The following is a 16,503-nucleotide window of genomic DNA, read 5'->3' on the forward strand; positions in this document are numbered from 1 at the left end:
ACAGTGGACCCATGGTCTACAGCGAGGATCTTGCCGAGCGGATCCGCGCCGCCCTGGGGCCGCGCGCACCGTTCGACGAGCGGAAGATGTTCGGCGGGATCGCGTTCCTCGTCAACACCCACCTGGCGCTCGGCGTCACCCGAGACGACCTCATGGTGCGGGTCGGCAAGGACGGCACGGACGCGGCGCTCGAACGCGGCGGAACGGTCATGGAGATGGGGGGTCGCCCGATGACGGGCATGATCCTCGTCGACGGCGCGCGGGTCGCCGACTCGGTCGAGCTCGACGCGTGGGTCGCGACGGCCGTCGAGCACGCCCTCGCGGAACCCGCCAAGGCGAAGAACCCCCGGAAAGGGTGAACGCGCCGCGGCGGCGCCGGACTCCGCCGAGGTAGAGCCCGCTGCCCCGAGGTAGAGCGCGCGGAGCTCTACCTCGCGACCGGCGGTTCTACCTCGCGGAGGACGGACGTCAGAGGTCGCTCGGGACGCCCTGGGCGGTGAGCTCGCTCGTGCCGTCGGCCCACAGGCGCAGGATGCTCACCGACGCAGGCGGGACGCGCACGCGTGACCACTGCGACGGCGGCGCGCCGATCGCCGTGCCGATCGCGGCGCGCACCTGCACCGCGTGGCCGACGACGACCGCCGTCCGGCCCGCCGGTCCCGCCCCCGCCAGGAGCGTGTCGACGAGGTCCTGGAGCCCGTGCCAGACGCGCGCACCGACGTCGGCGTACGACTCGCCCCCGGGGGCCGCGGTCGTGCCGGTCGTGTGCCAGGCGTGCAGTCGGCCCGGCCACGCGGCGTCGACCTCCGCGGCGGTGAGCCCCTCCCACTCCCCGAAGTCGACCTCGGCGAACCGGTCGTCCGTCGTGACGTGGACGCCGAGCCGGCGACCGACCGCGCGCGCCGTCTCCTGCGCGCGCACCATGGGCGAGGCGACGATCGTCGTCGGTCGCGGCAGGTCGGGCCAGGCCTGACGGCCGACCCGGAACACGAGGTCGGCCGCCTGCGCCGCCTGCGTGCGGCCCCGCGCCGTCAGCGACGGGCCCAGCACCGACGACCCGCTGAACGCGCCCGCGACCGTGAGCGGCGTCTGCCCGTGGCGCACGAGCACGACGGTGAGCGCGGGCGCGTCGTCGAACCGCACCGCGGCGCCCGACGGGCGGGCGGGGGTGTCGAAAGCGGCCGACTCCCCCGGGACCTCGGCGGGCGCGTCGGCGGCGGCGGGGTCGGGCTCGTCGTCGCCGGCACCCGGCGTTGCGCCCTCGGGCGGGTAGTCGCGCGCGACCGTCCCGGCCGTGTCCATCGCCTCGTTCGCGAGGGCGTCCGCGGCGGCGTTCTGCGCGCGTGGCACCCACTCGTACGCGACCTGGCCCGCCGGCAGCACCGCGGCGGCCTCGGCGGCGAGGCGGCGCATGTCGTCGTGCTTGATCTGCCAGCGGCCCGACATCTGCTCGACGACGAGCCGCGAGTCCATCCGGACGGTCACCCGCGCGTCCGGGTCGATCTCCGCCGCGGCGCGCAACCCGACGACGAGGCCCGAGTACTCGGCCACGTTGTTCGTCGTCGTCCCGAGGAACGCGGCGCGCTCGGCGAGGACCTGACCGCTCTCGCCGTCGCGGACGAGCGCGCCGAAGCCCGCCGGGCCGGGGTTCCCCCGCGACCCGCCGTCCGCCTCGACGACGAGGTGCCGCCGACCGTCCGCGCTCACGCGCCGGCGCCCTCCGGCCGCACGACGATGTGGCCGTAGTCCTCGAGCCGCACCACCTGGTCGGGCGCGGCGGACGTGATCGCCGCGAGCTCGGCCGGGCTCAGCGAGACGTTGAGCCCGTCGACGTGCTGGCCGCGCAGCGCGACGACGCCCCGGCCGCCGTTCTGGTCGCGCACGCGCTCGTACAGGGCCAGGAGCCCGGCGTCGAGGCCCGCGACGGCCTCCGTGCGCTTGCCTGCGACCTGGCCCGCCTCGGCGTCGAGCTCGGCGAAGCGCGCGTCGCGCGCGGCCACGACCTCGGCCTTCGCGGCCTCCAGCTCGGCGTTCGCGGACTCGAGCTTCGCGAGCGCCTCCTCGTGCGCCTCCAGGCGCTCCATGACGTCGAGCTCGACCTCCTCGAGCACGCCCTGGCGGCGCGCGAGGGACTCGAGCTCCGCGACGAGCGCCTGCGCGTCCTTGGCCCCGACCTGTCCCGAGTCGAGCCGCGACCGGTCGCGCGCGGCGCGCGTGCGCACCTGCTCGACGTCGGTCTCGGCCTTGGTGAGCTCGCGCTTGAGGTCGCTCACCGCGGTGCGGGACTCGACGAGCTTGCCCCGCAGGTCCGCCATCTGGGCGTCGAGCTCGGCGATGCGCGCGTGCTCGGGCAGGTTCTTGCGCTGGTGCGCGAGCTGCTGCGCCCGCGTGTCGAGCTCCTGGACGTCGAGCAGGCGGAGCTGGTCGGCGGGCGGTGCGGTGGCCACAGGTGGTTCCTTTCGTGGGCCCCGTGCGGGGCCGCGTGCGGGGTCGGGGCGTCAGGCGTGCGGGGCGTCGGGATCGGCTGGCAGGTCGGCCGGCACGGACGCGATCCGTGCGGTCCACGGGTCCGTGACGAGCGTGCTGACGCGCGTCTCGACGGCCGTCCCGGGCTGCTCGCGCGCGAGGGCGCGCGCGAGGTCCTCGGCAGCGTAGCGGAGCCACGGCCACTCGGAGGCGTAGTGCGGCACGTCCACGAGGAACGGCGTCCCCGCCTCGCCACCGCCCTCGAGCCGGGCGCGCTCGCGCAGCTCGGAGACCGGGTGGTGGCGCAGGTCCGACGTGAGGTAGACGTCGGCGCCGCTCGCGCGCACGGCGTCGAACAGCGAGTCGCCCGACCCGCCGACCACGGCGACGGACTCCACCGGGGCGTCGAGGTCGCCCGCGACGCGCACGCCCTGGACCGTGGGCGGGAGCACCTCGGCGACGCGCTGCGCGAAGCCGCGCAGCGTCGTCGGCTCCGCCAGGCGCCCGACCCGGCCCGTCCCGGTCGACGCCGCCTCGTGCGGCGACGGTGCCGGGTGCGCGACGAGGGGTACGCGGTGCAGCAGGTCAAGGGCGTCCGCGAGAGCGTCGGCGACGCCGCGCTCCGCCGCGTCCGCGTTGGTGTGCGCGACGTACAGGCCGCAGCCGCCCCGGATGAGCCGGTGGACGAGCGAGCCCTTGAACGTCGTCGCGGCGACCGAGTGCACGGGCCGCAGGAAGAGGGGGTGGTGCGTGACCAGCAGGTCCGCGCCCCAGGCGAGCGCCTCGTCCGCGACCTCCTCGACCGGGTCGACGGCGAACAGCACCTTGTGCACGGGCGCGCCCGGGTCCCCGGCCACGAGGCCGACGGCGTCCCAGGCCTCGGCCGTCGACGGCGGGTACAGCTCGTCCAGCGTCCGCACGACGCGGCCGAGCGTCGGGTGCGCGGCGCCGTCGGCCGCGGGGTCGGCGCGCGAGGCGTCGGCGCTCGTCGTCTCGGTGCTCGGGTCGGGCGCGACGGTCATGGCGGCAGGCTATCCCGCGCGGGACGCCCGGGTGCCGTCCGACGTGGTTTGATGGATTGCGCAATCCATCATCCCGCTGGAGGACCCGTGCCCCGCACCCCCCGCCCCGACGACGGCGCTCCCGACGACGGCGCCCGCGGCACCGACGAGGCCGCTCCCCTCTACCGCATCAAGGCCGAGCTCTTCCGGTGCCTCGCGCACCCGACCCGCATCCAGGTGCTCGAGGTGCTCGCGGCCGACGCCGACCACACCGCGGCCGTGTCCGACCTCCTGGACGTCACCGGGTGCGAGCCCTCCCAGCTCTCCCAGCACCTCGCCGTCCTGCGCCGGGCCGGGGTCGTCACCTCGACCCGCAGCGGCAACGCGGTCGAGTACCGTCTCGCCGAGCCCCTCGTCGCCGAGCTCCTCGTCGTCGCGCGCGCGTTCCTCCTGTCGAGCCTCGCGGGCGCGTCCGACCAGCTCGAGGCCGCGCGGCGGCTCCCCGCCCTGCCGGGAGCGTCGGCCCGCGCCGTGCTCGACGCCACCACGTCGAACGCCTCGGCATGAGCCGCCTCGCCGCCGTCCGCGACCTGCTCCCACGGCGCTCCGACTACGACCTGCGACCCCGGACCCTGCGCGCCGACCTCCTCGCCGGGGTCACCGTCGGCGTCGTCGCCCTCCCGCTCGCGCTCGCGTTCGGCGTCAGCTCCGGCGTCGGGGCCGCTGCCGGGCTCGTCACCGCCGTCATCGCCGGGGTCGTCGCCGCCGTGCTGGGCGGGTCGAACCACCAGGTCTCCGGCCCGACCGGGGCCATGGCCGTCGTGCTCGCGCCGATCGTCGTCACCCACGGGCTGGGCTCGGTCGCGCTCGTGACCGTCCTCGGCGGGCTCGTCGTCCTCGTCGCGGGGCTGGCCCGGCTCGGTCGGGTCGTCACGTTCATCCCCTGGCCGGTCGTCGAGGGCTTCACGCTCGGGATCGCCTGCATCATCTTCCTCCAGCAGGTCCCGGCCGCGGTCGGGGTCGAGGCTGCCCCCGGCCACAACACGTTCGTGACCGCCGTCGGGGCCGTGCGCACCGCCGTGACCGACGTCCCGCCGGCCCCGGTCCTGTGGACGCTCGGGTGCGTCGCGCTCGTCGCCGCGACGATGCTGCTGCTCCCCCGCCTCCACGCGGCGATCCCCGCGTCGCTCGTCGCGGTCGTGCTGGCCACCGTCCTCGTCGAGATGCTCGGTGCCCCCGTCCCCCGCATCGGCGCCCTGCCGTCGTCCCTGCCCGCGCCCGTCCTGCCGACGTTCACCCCCGGCGCGCTGCGCGACCTCGGCGGCGCCGCCCTCGCGATCGCCGCGCTCGCGGCCATCGAGTCGCTGCTGTCCGCCCGCGTCGCCGCGTCCATGGTGCAGACCGGGTCGCCCGGGGGCTCCGTCTACCAGCCCGACCGCGAGCTCGTCGGGCAGGGCCTCGCGTCCGTGGCCAGCGGCCTCTTCGGCGGCATGCCCGCCACGGGAGCCATCGCCCGCACCGCGGTCAACGTGCGCTCCGGCGCCCGCACGCGGCTCGCCGCCGTCGTGCACGCCGTCGTGATCCTCGCCGTCATCTACCTCGCCACCGGCCCGGTCTCCCGGATCCCGCTCGCCGCGCTCGCCGGCGTCCTCATGGTGACGAGCTTCCGGATGATCGGCGCCCGCACGATCCGCTCCGTGGTCGGCGCCGGGCGGTCCAGCGCGGCGACCTTCGTCGTGACCGCCGTCGTCACCGTCGCGTTCGACCTCGTGCAGGCGATCGAGATCGGCATCCTCGTCGCCGCGTTCTTCGCGCTGCGGACCGTGGCCCGCGCCTCGGCCGTGCACCGCGACCCGCTCCCCGGGCCGGCCCAGCCGGGCGACGAGCACGTCGCGCTCTTCCGTCTCGAGGGCTCCATGTTCTTCGGCGCCGCGGACCGCGTGCTCACCGAGGTGACCGACGCCTCGACGGACGACGACGTGGCGGTCGTGATCCTGCGGCTCTCCCAGCTCCGCATGGTCGACGCGACAGGGGCGAAGGCGCTCGGCGAGCTCGTGGAAGGGCTGGAGGCGCGCGGCGTGACCGTGCTCGTCAAGGGCGTCCAGGAACGGCACCGGTCGCTCCTCACGAACGTCGGGGCGCTCGCCGAGCTGCGCCACGAGAACCACCTCTTCGACACGCTCGACGACGCGATCGAGCACGCGCGCTCGCACGTGCGCCGCGCCGCGCGGGGCACCGACGTCCCCCAGGTGCGCGGGCTGCGCCCGTCGACCTGACCCGCTCGGTACGATGCGCCGATGCAGCGCACGGTGGGCCGTCGTGCCGGGGTCGCCGGTGCGGCCGTCGGACTGGTCCTCCTGGTCGGGTGGCTGGTCGGCCCCGTGCTCTGGGTCGAGCTCGACGAGGCGGGCACACCCCCGGTCCCGACGTTCGCCGACGGCATCCAGGTCGTCCATGAGGAGACGGGCTGCGGCTCGGGCGGCTGCTGGCGCGAGCTGACGCTCTCGTGGTCCGGGCACGACCGCGACGCCGTCCGCGCGCGAGTCGGCCTCGACGGCGCCGGGCGGCGGTGCGACGCGATGTCGGTCCTCGACCGGCGGGTCCGGTGCGTGGGGGACGTCGACGCCGGGGCGTCCGACGCCTCGCTCCGCGTCGACGTCGGATGGCACCGCCCGCTCGGGCTGTGAGCGGTACGCCGGCCGCCTAGCGTGGTCGGATGCACGAGTTCGTGCGAGCCTCGCCCGACGCGCTGCCGCCCGGCGTCGTGTCGATGGTCGGGTACCGCCTGCGGACGGAGACGACGGACGGCACGCCGACCGTCCACCGCGGCCTGCCGTCGCCGTGGCTCACGCTCGTCGTGAGCACCGCGGGCGTCGTCCCGACCTCGCCCGGGCCGGACGACGTCCCGGTGCGCTACGAGTCGCTCGTCGGCGGCCTGCACACCCGCCCGGCCCTGATCCACCAGCCGCGGGAGCAGGCGGGCGTGCAGCTCGCGCTCGACCCGCTCGCCTGCCGGGCTCTGCTGGGCGTGCGCGCCGGCGACCTCGGCCTCGTCGAGGACGGCGACGCCGTCCTCGGACCCGCCGCCGCCCGACTGCGCGAGCAGGCCGCCGAGGCGGACTCGTGGGCCGCCGCGTTCGAGGCCGTGCGCGCGGCCTTCGCAGGCCCGGGCGACCCGCCTGGCAGCCCCGGAGCCCTGCCCGTCCGCGCCGACGTGCGCGCCGAGGTCGCGGAGGCCTGGCGCGTGCTCGTCCGGACCCGGGGCCGGGCGCACGTCCGTGACGTCGCCCGGCACGTCGCCCTCGGCGAGCGGCAGCTCGAGACGCTGTTCCGGGCCGAGCTCGGCGTCACGCCCCGGGCCGCGCGCGGCCTCGTGCGGTTCGACGCCGCGCGCCGCCAGGTGCAGCGCCTCGCCCTCGGCCGGGGCGCGCGGACGCTGGCGGACGTCGCCGCGCTCACCGGGTACGCCGACCACTCCCACCTGGTGCGCGACTTCCGCCGGTTCGCCGGCACGAGCCCGACCGCCTGGGTGCGCGAAGAGCTCGGGAACATCCAAGCCGGCGGCCACACCGACGGGCCAGGGTGGGGACATGAGCATCCACGAGAGCACCCGCACGACCGCTGACACCTCCCCCACCGCCGCGGCGCCGGCCCCGGTGCCCGACGTGCCGCCGCCGTGGGTCTGGCCCACCCTCCAGGCGCACGACGCGCGCGGCCTCGTCGCGTTCCTCACCGACGTCGTCGGGTTCGTCGCGACGACCGTCATGGCGGGCGACGACCGCGACGTCGCCCACGCCCAGCTCGACTGGCCGCACGGCGGCGGGATCATGCTCGGCAGCCACTCCCCCGACCGCGAGTGGTCGCGCGAGCCCGGCACCTGCGGCACGTACGTCGTCGTGCCCGACGACGAGATCGAGGCGCTCGACACGCGGCTCCGCGAGCGCGCACCGGGAGCCGGGGGACGCGTCGTCGTACCGCTCCGAGACACGGACTACGGGAGCCGCGAGCTCGTGCTCCAGGACCCGGAGGGCAACCTGTGGTCGTTCGGCACCTACCGCGGCGAACCGCGGCGGTGAGGTCGCCGGGCGACGGCCCGACGGGCGACGGGTCCACCGCGGCCCGTCGCCCGTCCCTCACTTCGCCTCGGCGTAGTGGTCGACGACCGCGACGGTGAGCGGGAAGTCGACCGGAAACTCCCCGAACAGGAGGCGTCCTGCCTCCGCCGCGGCCGCGCGGACCTCGTCGGCCACCGCCTCGGCGAGCTCGGCCGGCGCGTGCACGACGACCTCGTCGTGGAGGAAGAACACGAGATGCGCCCGGTCGGCGAACGGCGCGGGCGCGGCGCCCGGGGCCGCGGCGAGGGGCAGCTCCCACAGCCGGCGCCGGATCGAGGCGAGCCAGCACAGCGCCCACTCGGCGGCCGTGCCCTGCACGACGAAGTTCCGCGTGAACCGGCCCCACGCGCGGGTGTACGACCGGGCGCGCGCCTGCGCGTCCGCGCCCGTCCGGCCGCTCTCGGCGTCGTCCGCGCCGCCCTCCTCGACCGCGTAGGCACCCTCCTGGGCCGCCTGCCACGACTCGCCGGGTCGCGGCGAGCTCCGGCCGAGGAGGGTCGACACGACCTCGCCGCGCTCGCCCGCCTGCGCGGCACGCTCCACGAGGCCGATCGCGTCGGGGAACGCCTTCGCGAGCCGCGGCAGGACGAGCGCGCTGTCACCGGTCGTGCCCCCGTACATCGCCCCGAGCATCCCGACCTTCGCATGGTCGCGCGTCGCGACCGCCCCCGACGCGACGATGCCCGCGTACATGTCGCCCCCGCGCCCCGCCGCCGCCATGCGCTCGTCGTGCGCGAGCCCGGCCAGCACGCGCGGCTCGAGCTGCGCGGCGTCCGCCACGACGAGCTTCCAGCCCGGGTCGGCGACCACCGCGCGACGCACCTGCTGGGGGAGCTGGAGCGCCCCGCCGCCGCTGGACGCCCAGCGACCCGTGACGACGCCACCCACGACGTACTCGGTGCGGAACCGCCCGTCGTGCACCCAGGTGTCGAGCCAGGACCAGCCGTTCGCGGTGAAGAGCCGCGAGAGCTTCTTGTACTCGAGCAGCGGCGCGACGACGGGGTGGTCCGCGCGCTCGAGCTCCCACTTGCGCAGCGACCGCACGCCGACGCCCGCGTACTGCAACGCCTTCAGCAGGTCCGGGTGCGAGTCCGGGTTGAGGGTCGGCGGCGCGTCGAGGGCCGCGCGGATGCGCGCGACGAGGCCCTCCATGAGCGCGGGGCGCTCGCCGGGACGCGGTCGCGGGCCCAGCGCGTCCGTGAGGATCGCGTCGTGCACGTCGGCGCGCCACGGGACGCCCGCGTGGTGCATCTCCGCGGCGACGAGCGCGCCCGCCGACTCGGCGGCGAGCAGCATCCGCAGCCGTCCCGGGCCGCCCGGTCCGTCGGCCCCGTCGACCGCCGCGAGCTGGTCGCGCAGCTCCGCGACCGTGTCGAGCTCGACGCGCGGCACGGCCTCGGCTCCGAGCTCGAACAGGCCGACGGGCCGCGGCGCCGCCGTCGGCTCGCGGCCCGCGGGCACTGCGGCGAGCGCGTCCCACGGACCCGGGTCGCGCCGTGCGAGCGCCGATCCCGCGGCGAGCTGCGAGCGCCGCAGCACCACGTGGGACAGGCGCAGGTCGTGCGACCGCTCGACGCGCCGACCCTCGGCGAGGAGCCGTGGATACCACCGGTTCGTGTCGTCCCACGTCTCGCGGACGGGTTCCGCCGGACCGTCGACGACGTGCTCGACCCGACCGTGCTCGGGCGACCCGACGTGGACGGCGTACGTGCTCATGCGCGCACCGCCCGCTGGTCCGGCCGGGGCTCGCGGGACGAGCCCACGACCCGTGCGAGGGCGCGGCCCCGCGAGGCGACGAGCGCCGCCCGCAGCAGGCGTGCGGCGTCGGGCTCGTGGGCGACGAGCGCCACCGCACCCGCGAGGGTCGGGGCTCCGAGGTCGTCCGCGGTCCGCGCCGCGCGCGCGAGGGCGGCCGCCTGGTGCGGACTGAGGTGCCGTCGGCCGGTGGCCGCGAGCGCCACGGCGGCGTCGAGCACCGTGCCGCAGACGTCCTCGACGGGGGCCGGTACCGCGACCTCGTGCACCTGGGTGGCGGCTCGCCCGCGCAGCGCACGGACGCGAGCGCGCAGCCGGGTCCACGCGCTCGACCAGGCGCGGTGGTCGTAGGCCGGCGTGAGCGTCGGCACGACGAGCCGGAGTCCTCCCCCGGGACGCTCGACGAACAGGCCGACGGCCTCGGACCCGCCGGACTCCAGATCGTGCTCGACCGCGACGGCGACGAGCCGGCGGCTCCCCGCCGCCACCCCGAGCAGGGTGTCGCAGGCCGCCTCGTCGGCCGCGTCGACGCGCACGACGGTCGGCGTGCCGTCCGCCGTGACGAGGGTCCAGGTGATCTCCTGCGCGACCTCGTCGACGCCGACCGACCCGGCGTCCCGGACCATGACGACCCGCACCACCGCCGGCCTCCGGCCGAAGCCCACCTCCTCCCGCGCGTCGGTCCGCGCGGTCCGGTCGGCGACCTCGCGCAGCGCGTCGGCGTCGAACCGCCCCCACGGTTCGACGACCGGGCCCTCGCCCGGGCGCAGCGCCCCGGCACGCTCGGTCGCACCCCGCAGGGCGAACGGGCCGCGGCAGAGCGCCTCCACCGAGCGCCCCCAGACGAGCGGGAGGTCCCACGAGCGGCGGAACGTCGGGTCGGCCCCGGGCGGTCGCCCGGTCGTGACCGTCCGCGCGCGCCCCTCGGCGCCGTCCCACAGATGCACGGTGACGCCCCGCGCCCCCGACGCGGCGACCCACCAGCGCGCCCCGAGCGGGAGGAGGTGCGGGAGGTCCGTCACGCGCTCGTCCGGCGCCGCGGCGTCCGGCGCGGGCTCGGCCCGCACGAACGCCCACAGCTCGGCCAGCGCGAGCAGGCACTCCTCCTCGTCGACGGCGTCGCGGCGGTCCGCGAGCGCCTCGAGCCGCCCGACCGCGGACGTGACGAGCCGCTGCACCGCGGGCCGGCGCCCCAGCCGGGCGAGCACGCCGGCGCCGCGCAGCTCCTCCAGGTCGTCGCGGCCGAGGTGCGAGAGCCCGACGTCGAGCACGCGCTCGACGGTGCGCGCGACCTCGTCCGCGACCGCGCGGGCGTCGGGGACCCCCGAGGAGCGCGGCGTGGCGGTGGCTGTCTCCTCGGGCCACGGCCAGGCACGGCCGTGCGCGCGCCAGCCGCGGGCGAGCGCCTCGAGCCGCCACCGACGGTCGTCCGGCCGGGCCGCCGAGGACGCCTGGCCGGGACGTTCGCGCTCCACGAGCATCCCCGCGAACCCGGCGCCCACGACGTAGGTGACGCGCGGGGCGCCGGGCCAGGCGATCACCACACGAGGACCGTCCACCGTCACGTCCGTCGAGCCGCGCGTCGGCGCGTCCACGCGTTCCCGCAGCTCCTGGGCGACCGCGCGCACGACGGCTGCCCCGGCCGCACGGTGCACTGCCCGCGGGTCGAGCGCGAGGATCTCGCCCAGCGGGTCGGCCACCGACGCGGCACGAGGACCAGGGTCTGGCTGCGGTGGCGCGCCCGTCCCGGCGCGCTGCGCCGTCGGACCCGTCGAACCGGCGTCGGCTCGACCGAGACGCGCGCGGACGACCCCGGGTTCGGTACCGGCGTCGGCGTCGGAGTGCGAGGCGGCGTCAGCGTCAGTGTCAGTGTCGGAGGGAGCGTCGGCCGTCGGTCGCGCCACCGCCGCGTCGTCACGGGCCGCGGTGACCGGCTCAAGGCGCTCGGTCGCCGCGTCGGCCACCGGCTCGGCGGCTGCGTCGCGCGCCCATAGGCACGCGGCCACGACGTGCTGGCACGCACCCGGCGTCGGGCACGCGCACCGCGCACCCACGGGACCGCGCGCGTCGAGCTCGACGCGCACGCCCCCGACCGACAGCGCGGCCCCGTCCCCGCGCAGCTCGATCACCTCCACCTTCCCCGCGGCGACGTCCTTGCGTGCGCGACGGACCAGGCCGGCGTTGGCGAGGGTGGCGAGCGCGGCGTCGTCGTACCCCGCGTACACCGCGGCCCAGGGGCCGGGCCCGGTACCGCTCACGGGAGAACCTCCCCCAGCCACTCCGCGAAGCGCTCCGGGGTGAGCGCCGCGATCTCCATGCCCTGCTCCGCGAGCCGCCGGGCGACGCCGCGGTCGTACGCGGGGTTCGCCTGGCCGTCGAGGGCGGCCAGGCCGAGCAGCCGTACGCCGGACGCGTGCAGCCGCCCGACGCTCGCCACGAGCTGCGACACCGAGCCGCCCTCCTCGAAGTCGCTCACGAGCGCCACGACGGTCCGGCGCGGGTCGCGCACGTGCTGCTCCGCGTAGCGCACCGCACGCGCGATGTCCGTGCCCCCGCCGAGCTGTGCGGTGAGGAGCACCGTCACGGGGTCGTGCGCGAGGTGCGACATGTCGACGACCGACGTGTCGAACAGCACGAGCCGCACGGTGATCCCGGGCAGGCCGGCGAGGATGCCGGCGCTCACCGCGCTGTACAGCACCGACGAGGCCATCGAGCCGGACTGGTCCACGAGCAGGACCACGTCGTACGACAGCGCACGCCGGCGCCGCGCCGAGAAGCGGAGGTCCGTGACGAGCAGGCGCCGCCGCTCCGGGTCCCAGCGCCCGAGGTTCGCGCGCACGGTCGCGGCCGCGTCGAACGTGTGGCTCGACCGCACGAACGAGCGGCGCGACCGGTCGCGGCGACCGTCCACCGCGGTCTCGAAGCGCGGACGCAGCCGCCGCACGACGTCCTCCACGACGCGCGCGACGAGCCGCTGCAGACCGTCCTGCACCCCGGGCCCGAGCCTGCCCCGGGCACGCAGCAGCGCGGACGCGAGCTCCGTGCTCGGCTCCACCGCCTCGACGGCGCGGGGGTCCGCGAGCAGCTCCGTCATCCCGTAGCGGCCCACCGCCTCGACCTGCATGCGCTCGAACGTCTCGCGCGGGAACAGCTCGCGCGCGGACTCGAGCCAGTCCAGGCCCGCGACGACGGAGCCCCCGCGCCCCCCGCCGCCGCGCCCGGCGCGCGCGTCGTCGCCGTCGCCGTGCCGGTGCCCACGCGCGGTGTACTCGCGGTCGTACAGGTGACCGAGCGTCCGGTCGAGGCCCTGGTCCTGCGGTGCGACGGGCAACGTGTCGCCGGCGTACCGGCCGAGCACGAGCCGCCACCGGCGCGCCGCCTCCTGATCGTCTGCGCGGCTCCCGGCGGGTTCGCCTGCGCCGGGCCCGAACCCGTCAGGTGCTACCCCGGTCGACGTCACGTCCGGCACGTCCGCCGTGCCGACACCCGCGGCCGTCACGACGCTCCCCCGCGAGTCCAGGCGCCGAGGCCGTCGCGCTCCAGGACCGCGACGAGCTCGCGCTCGACGAGCAGCCCGGCGCGCAGGTCGTCCTCGGTCACGTCGACGTGCCGGTCCAGCGCGGCGGCGCTCGTCCCGGTCCGCGCCGCGACGCGCTCCGCGAGCCGGTGCGTCTCGGTGGGCCGCAGCCAGGTGAAGGCGCGACGCAGGTCGGGCAGCACGGCACGGAACGCGTCCTCGTCCAGGCCGCGCAGGCCGTCGTCGACGGCGTCGAACATCTCGGGGGTGTGGAGCAGGAGGTCGGGCGCGGCCCGCATCACGCCGCCGAGGAAGGCCGTCGCCGCCACCGGGTCCGCGCCGAGGGCGAGGTGCGCCCGGACGCGCGTGACGAGGCCGTCGCCGCCGGGCTCGTCGTCCAGCTCGTCGTCGACGGCGGCGAACGCCGTGAGCGCGCCGCGCACCGCGGGCGACGCGTCGTCGTCCTCCCGCACGTGCACGAGCGCCCGCGCGACGGACTCCGCGGCCGAGCCGGTGCCGTCGCGGCCGGCGTCGCGCAGGTCGCGGACCAGGGAGCGCAGCGCGACGAGGCTCGCCAGCGCGTCGTCCTGCGTCGCCTCGTCCGCGGAGGCGAGGTCCGGGACGAGGTAGGCGGCCGTGGCGAGCCCCTGCTCCGCGAGGTCGAGCAGCGCCTCGGCGTGCTCACCGAGCTCGAGCTCGGTGCGCGCGCGCCACAGCCCGACGAGGCGGCGCATACCCGCGACCACCGAGGCGAGCGACGGGTCGACGTCGAGCGTCGCACGCACGAGCGCGACCAGCGGGGGCAGCCGGTCGGGCAGACCCACCACGACGCACTGCGCGACGAGTCGCGCCACCGCGTCGCTCGACCGCTCCTCGCGCGCCCGCTCGCGCGCGTCGTCGAGCAGCGCGACGGCGACGGCGTCGAGCGTCGCCCCGCGGTGCGAGAGCTCGACGAGCCGCGCCTCGACGAGGGGCGTCCACGCGTACTCCCACTCCTCGAGCACGAGGCCGAGCCCGCGTCCGGCCACGTGGTCAGGGCCGGAGACCCGGCGCGCGAACCCGAGCTCGAGGAACGCGCACAGCGCGAGGAACCGGCGCCGGTCGCGGTGCGCCGCACGACGGCGCGCGTCGAGCCGGACGGTGCGCGGCACGGAGTCGGACACGTCGAGGCGCAGCGCCCGCGCGCGTGCGCGTGCCTCCTCCACGAGGGGCGGCGACGCACCCCCGGGCGGCACGTCGCCGAGCGCGCGCCCGGCGAACACCTCCGCGACCGCGAGCCCGAGCGGCCGGTCGCCCGCCGCGTCGAGGTCGTCGGGGTCCTTGACGTAGCAGGACGTGATCGCGTCGAGCAGGTCGGTGCGGCAGGGCCACGGCCGCTCGCGCAGGGCCGCGAGCCGATGCGCGTGCTCGACCGCGGCCTGCGACTGCGCCACGCTCACGAGCGCGCCCCGCTCGCTCGCCCCCCGCCCGACGTCGACGAGGACGGCGTTCGCCGCGCCCGCGGGACCGCCCGCGTCGTGGTGCGCGGCCCAGAGACGGTCGTAGTACCCGGGCGTCGGCATGCCGGCGCCGTACCCGCGCAGCGCGTCGAGCCGCTCGTCGTCGTACCGCACGAGCCACGCGGGCGCGTCGGCCAGGTCGCCGTACCCGCCCGCCGGGCGGCGCGCGACGACCGCCTCGCCGTGCGCGCTCCCGGTCAGCGCCTCGACGAGGGCGAGCGTGTGGAACGCGCCCGTCACGACGACGACCGGTCCGGCCGCGCGCGCCGCGTGCTCGGCGACGCGTGCCGACATGCGCGCCTCCCGGTCGAGCGACCCGTCGGCGACGAGCGCCTCGTCCTCGTAGTCGAGACGGGCGAGGGCCGCCCACGCGAACACGTCGTCGGTGAGCTCGCGCCAGTCACGCAGGCGCGCGGTGTCCCGCGCCTCGAACAGGTGGTCCCACAGCTCGTCGTGGTCGCGGCACCCGAGGCGCTCCGCGATCCGCGCGACCGTGCGGGAGTGCGCGAGGTGCCGCTCCGCGAGGACGGTGCGGGCCGCCGGGCCCTCGTCGTCGTCCTCCGCCTGCCGCGCGCCCCACGGGGAGTCGACGAACGCGAGCCCGGCGCCGAGGGCGTGTCCCGCCCGGAGCGCGACCCACTCGGGCGAGTACCGCGCGAGCGGGTAGAACCCCGCGCCGCGCGCGACTCCTCCCGCCCCGTTCGTGGGGTCGCCGGCGAGGCTGAGGACGGCGACCGGCGGGACCGTCCGCTCGTCGAGCAGCGCGGGCAGGAGGCGCGTGTACTCCTCCGGCCCCTCGACGAGCACGACCGCGGGCCGGACCTCCTCGACCAGCGCGGCGACGGCGACCGCGCACGCGGGGCTGTGGTGGCGCACGCCGACCAGGTGCACGCCGTCGCGCTCGCGCAGGGTCACGAGGTCGCGGGCCGCCTGCCGCAGCCGGGGCGGCGCGGTGTCCCACGCCGCGCGCGGGGCTACCGCCACAGGTCGCCCGCCGCGGTGAGGAAGTCCTTCCACCGCGCGTCCGAGCGCGCGCGCTCGCGCACCACGTTGTCGACGTAGTGCCGCAGGCGGCGCGCGTCCTCCTCGTCGCCCTTGAGCGCCACACCGCCCACCTGGCGCGCGACCTGGCCCGCGGTCACCGTGCCGTCGCCGAGGTAGCGGGCCTCGAGCGAGGCGGCGACCGCGACGTTCACGGCCTCGGCGGTCGACATCACCGTCTCGGGCCGCTTGACCGGGGCGCCGCTCGCCGTCGTGCCCGTGCGCAGGTCCTGGAAGACCGTGACGAGCACCTCGAGCACGTCGCGGTCGAGCCGCGGACGCTCCGGGGCCGGGCCGAGCTCGGCCGTCAGCCGGCTCTCGACGAGCTCCATCTCGAACGCGCGGTCCCGGATGGGCGCGACGGTCTCGAAGTTGAAGCGGCGCTTGAGCGCCGCCGACATCTCGTGGACGCCGCGATCGCGCAGGTTCGCCGTCGCGAGCACGTTGAACCCGGGCCGCGCCGCGACGCGCGCGTCGGCGCCGAGCTCGGGGACCATGAGCTGCTTCTCCGAGAGCACGGACACGAGCGTGTCCTGGATCTCGGGCGCGCAGCGCGTGATCTCCTCGAACCGCGCGATCCGCCCGCTCTCCATCGCCCGGAAGACCGGCGACGGGACGAGCGAGCGCTCGCTCGGCCCCTCGGCGATGAGCAGGGCGTAGTTCCACGAGTACCGCACGTGGTCCTCGCTCGTGCCCGCGGTGCCCTGGACCGTGAGCGTCGACGTGCCGCTCGCGGCCGCGGCCAGCAGCTCGGACAGGAGCGACTTCGCCGTGCCCGGCTCGCCGACGAGCATGAGCCCCTGCCGGCCCAGCAGCGACACGACCGCGCGGTCGACGAGCGGGTCGTCGCCGAAGAACTTGCGGCTCACGCCGAGCTCCGCGTCGCCCACGACGAACGCGCGCACCGCACGGGGGCTCAGGCGCCACCCGGGCGGGACGTCGGCGCCCCGGCGCGCGTCCGCCGCGGCGAGCGCCGCGAGCTCGTCGGCGTACCGGACCTCGGCGGGCGGCCGCAGCTCGCCCGGTCCCCCGGCCGCGACCTGCGCGTCACCGGTCGTCGTGCTCGTCACCCGGGCTCCTCCTTCGTCGGGTCGCGGGCGCCGTGCCCG

General features: G+C 77.2%; 14 protein-coding genes. 6 read left to right on the forward strand and 8 right to left on the reverse strand.

Annotated features, from left to right (window positions below; genetic code table 11):
* Positions 1 to 11 precede the first annotated feature (11 nt).
* The gene (locus ABWU78_RS05685) at positions 12 to 359 is read left to right on the forward strand and encodes a TfoX/Sxy family protein (protein ID WP_439157801.1); all 348 of its coding nucleotides are present in this window, start codon (positions 12 to 14) and stop codon (positions 357 to 359) included.
* 109 nt (positions 360 to 468) lie between these two features.
* Here ABWU78_RS05685 and ABWU78_RS05690 read toward each other — a convergent pair whose 3' ends face one another.
* The 3 genes from ABWU78_RS05690 to ABWU78_RS05700 are packed head-to-tail and all read right to left on the reverse strand — an operon-like array spanning position 469 to position 3,488.
* Positions 469 to 1,707 carry a bifunctional RNase H/acid phosphatase gene (locus ABWU78_RS05690; RefSeq protein ID WP_439157802.1) on the reverse strand — a complete coding sequence of 413 codons (1,239 nt, stop codon included), beginning with the start codon at positions 1,705 to 1,707 and terminating at the stop codon, positions 469 to 471.
* Entirely contained in the window at positions 1,704 to 2,447 is a 744-nt protein-coding gene (locus ABWU78_RS05695) for a zinc ribbon domain-containing protein (RefSeq protein ID WP_439157803.1), read from the reverse strand. Before ABWU78_RS05695 ends, ABWU78_RS05690 begins: the two co-directional genes overlap by 4 nt.
* Positions 2,448 to 2,498: 51 nt before the next feature.
* Positions 2,499 to 3,488: a Nif3-like dinuclear metal center hexameric protein gene (locus ABWU78_RS05700; protein ID WP_439157804.1), complete on the reverse strand. Its 990-nt coding sequence runs from the start codon at positions 3,486 to 3,488 to the stop codon at positions 2,499 to 2,501.
* A gap of 87 nt (positions 3,489 to 3,575) precedes the next feature.
* On the opposite strand from ABWU78_RS05700, the gene ABWU78_RS05705 reads away from it, so the two are divergent.
* Genes ABWU78_RS05705 through ABWU78_RS05725 form a run of 5 tightly spaced genes read left to right on the forward strand, consistent with a single transcriptional unit; the run spans position 3,576 to position 7,543 of the window.
* The gene (locus ABWU78_RS05705) at positions 3,576 to 4,034 is read left to right on the forward strand and encodes an ArsR/SmtB family transcription factor (protein WP_353709017.1); all 459 of its coding nucleotides are present in this window, start codon (positions 3,576 to 3,578) and stop codon (positions 4,032 to 4,034) included.
* Entirely contained in the window at positions 4,031 to 5,743 is a 1,713-nt protein-coding gene (locus ABWU78_RS05710; protein ID WP_439157805.1) for a SulP family inorganic anion transporter, read from the forward strand. Before ABWU78_RS05705 ends, ABWU78_RS05710 begins: the two co-directional genes overlap by 4 nt.
* Before the next feature lie 21 nt (positions 5,744 to 5,764).
* A complete protein-coding gene (locus ABWU78_RS05715) occupies positions 5,765 to 6,154 on the forward strand; it encodes a hypothetical protein (RefSeq protein ID WP_353709015.1) in 390 nt (129 codons plus the stop codon).
* Positions 6,155 to 6,183: 29 nt separating this feature from the next.
* Positions 6,184 to 7,092 carry an AraC family transcriptional regulator gene (locus ABWU78_RS05720; protein ID WP_353709014.1) on the forward strand — a complete coding sequence of 303 codons (909 nt, stop codon included), beginning with the start codon at positions 6,184 to 6,186 and terminating at the stop codon, positions 7,090 to 7,092.
* Entirely contained in the window at positions 7,058 to 7,543 is a 486-nt protein-coding gene (locus ABWU78_RS05725; protein ID WP_253050226.1) for a VOC family protein, read from the forward strand. The genes ABWU78_RS05720 and ABWU78_RS05725 overlap by 35 nt, the downstream gene beginning before the upstream one ends.
* Positions 7,544 to 7,600: 57 nt before the next feature.
* Here the strand turns inward: ABWU78_RS05725 and ABWU78_RS05730 are convergent, their stop codons facing one another.
* Genes ABWU78_RS05730 through ABWU78_RS05750 form a run of 5 tightly spaced genes read right to left on the reverse strand, consistent with a single transcriptional unit; the run spans position 7,601 to position 16,464 of the window.
* Positions 7,601 to 9,298, reverse strand: coding sequence for a bifunctional 3'-5' exonuclease/DNA polymerase (locus ABWU78_RS05730; protein WP_353709013.1), 1,698 nt, complete (start codon positions 9,296 to 9,298; stop codon positions 7,601 to 7,603).
* Positions 9,295 to 11,595 (reverse strand): hypothetical protein, encoded by a 2,301-nt coding sequence (locus tag ABWU78_RS05735; protein ID WP_439157806.1) that lies wholly within the window; start codon positions 11,593 to 11,595, stop codon positions 9,295 to 9,297. The genes ABWU78_RS05730 and ABWU78_RS05735 overlap by 4 nt, the downstream gene beginning before the upstream one ends.
* On the reverse strand, positions 11,592 to 12,836 hold the full coding sequence (locus ABWU78_RS05740; protein WP_353709011.1) for a VWA domain-containing protein: 1,245 nt from the start codon (positions 12,834 to 12,836) through the stop codon (positions 11,592 to 11,594). Before ABWU78_RS05740 ends, ABWU78_RS05735 begins: the two co-directional genes overlap by 4 nt.
* On the reverse strand, positions 12,833 to 15,337 hold the full coding sequence (locus ABWU78_RS05745; RefSeq protein ID WP_439157807.1) for a DUF5682 family protein: 2,505 nt from the start codon (positions 15,335 to 15,337) through the stop codon (positions 12,833 to 12,835). Before ABWU78_RS05745 ends, ABWU78_RS05740 begins: the two co-directional genes overlap by 4 nt.
* Positions 15,328 to 16,464: an ATP-binding protein gene (locus tag ABWU78_RS05750; RefSeq protein WP_253050236.1), complete on the reverse strand. Its 1,137-nt coding sequence runs from the start codon at positions 16,462 to 16,464 to the stop codon at positions 15,328 to 15,330. The genes ABWU78_RS05745 and ABWU78_RS05750 overlap by 10 nt, the downstream gene beginning before the upstream one ends.
* Positions 16,465 to 16,503 lie beyond the last annotated feature (39 nt).

This window comes from Cellulosimicrobium sp. CpK407, from assembly GCF_051844275.1.
In the GTDB taxonomy this organism is placed as follows: Bacteria; Actinomycetota; Actinomycetes; order Actinomycetales; family Cellulomonadaceae; genus Cellulosimicrobium; species Cellulosimicrobium cellulans_G.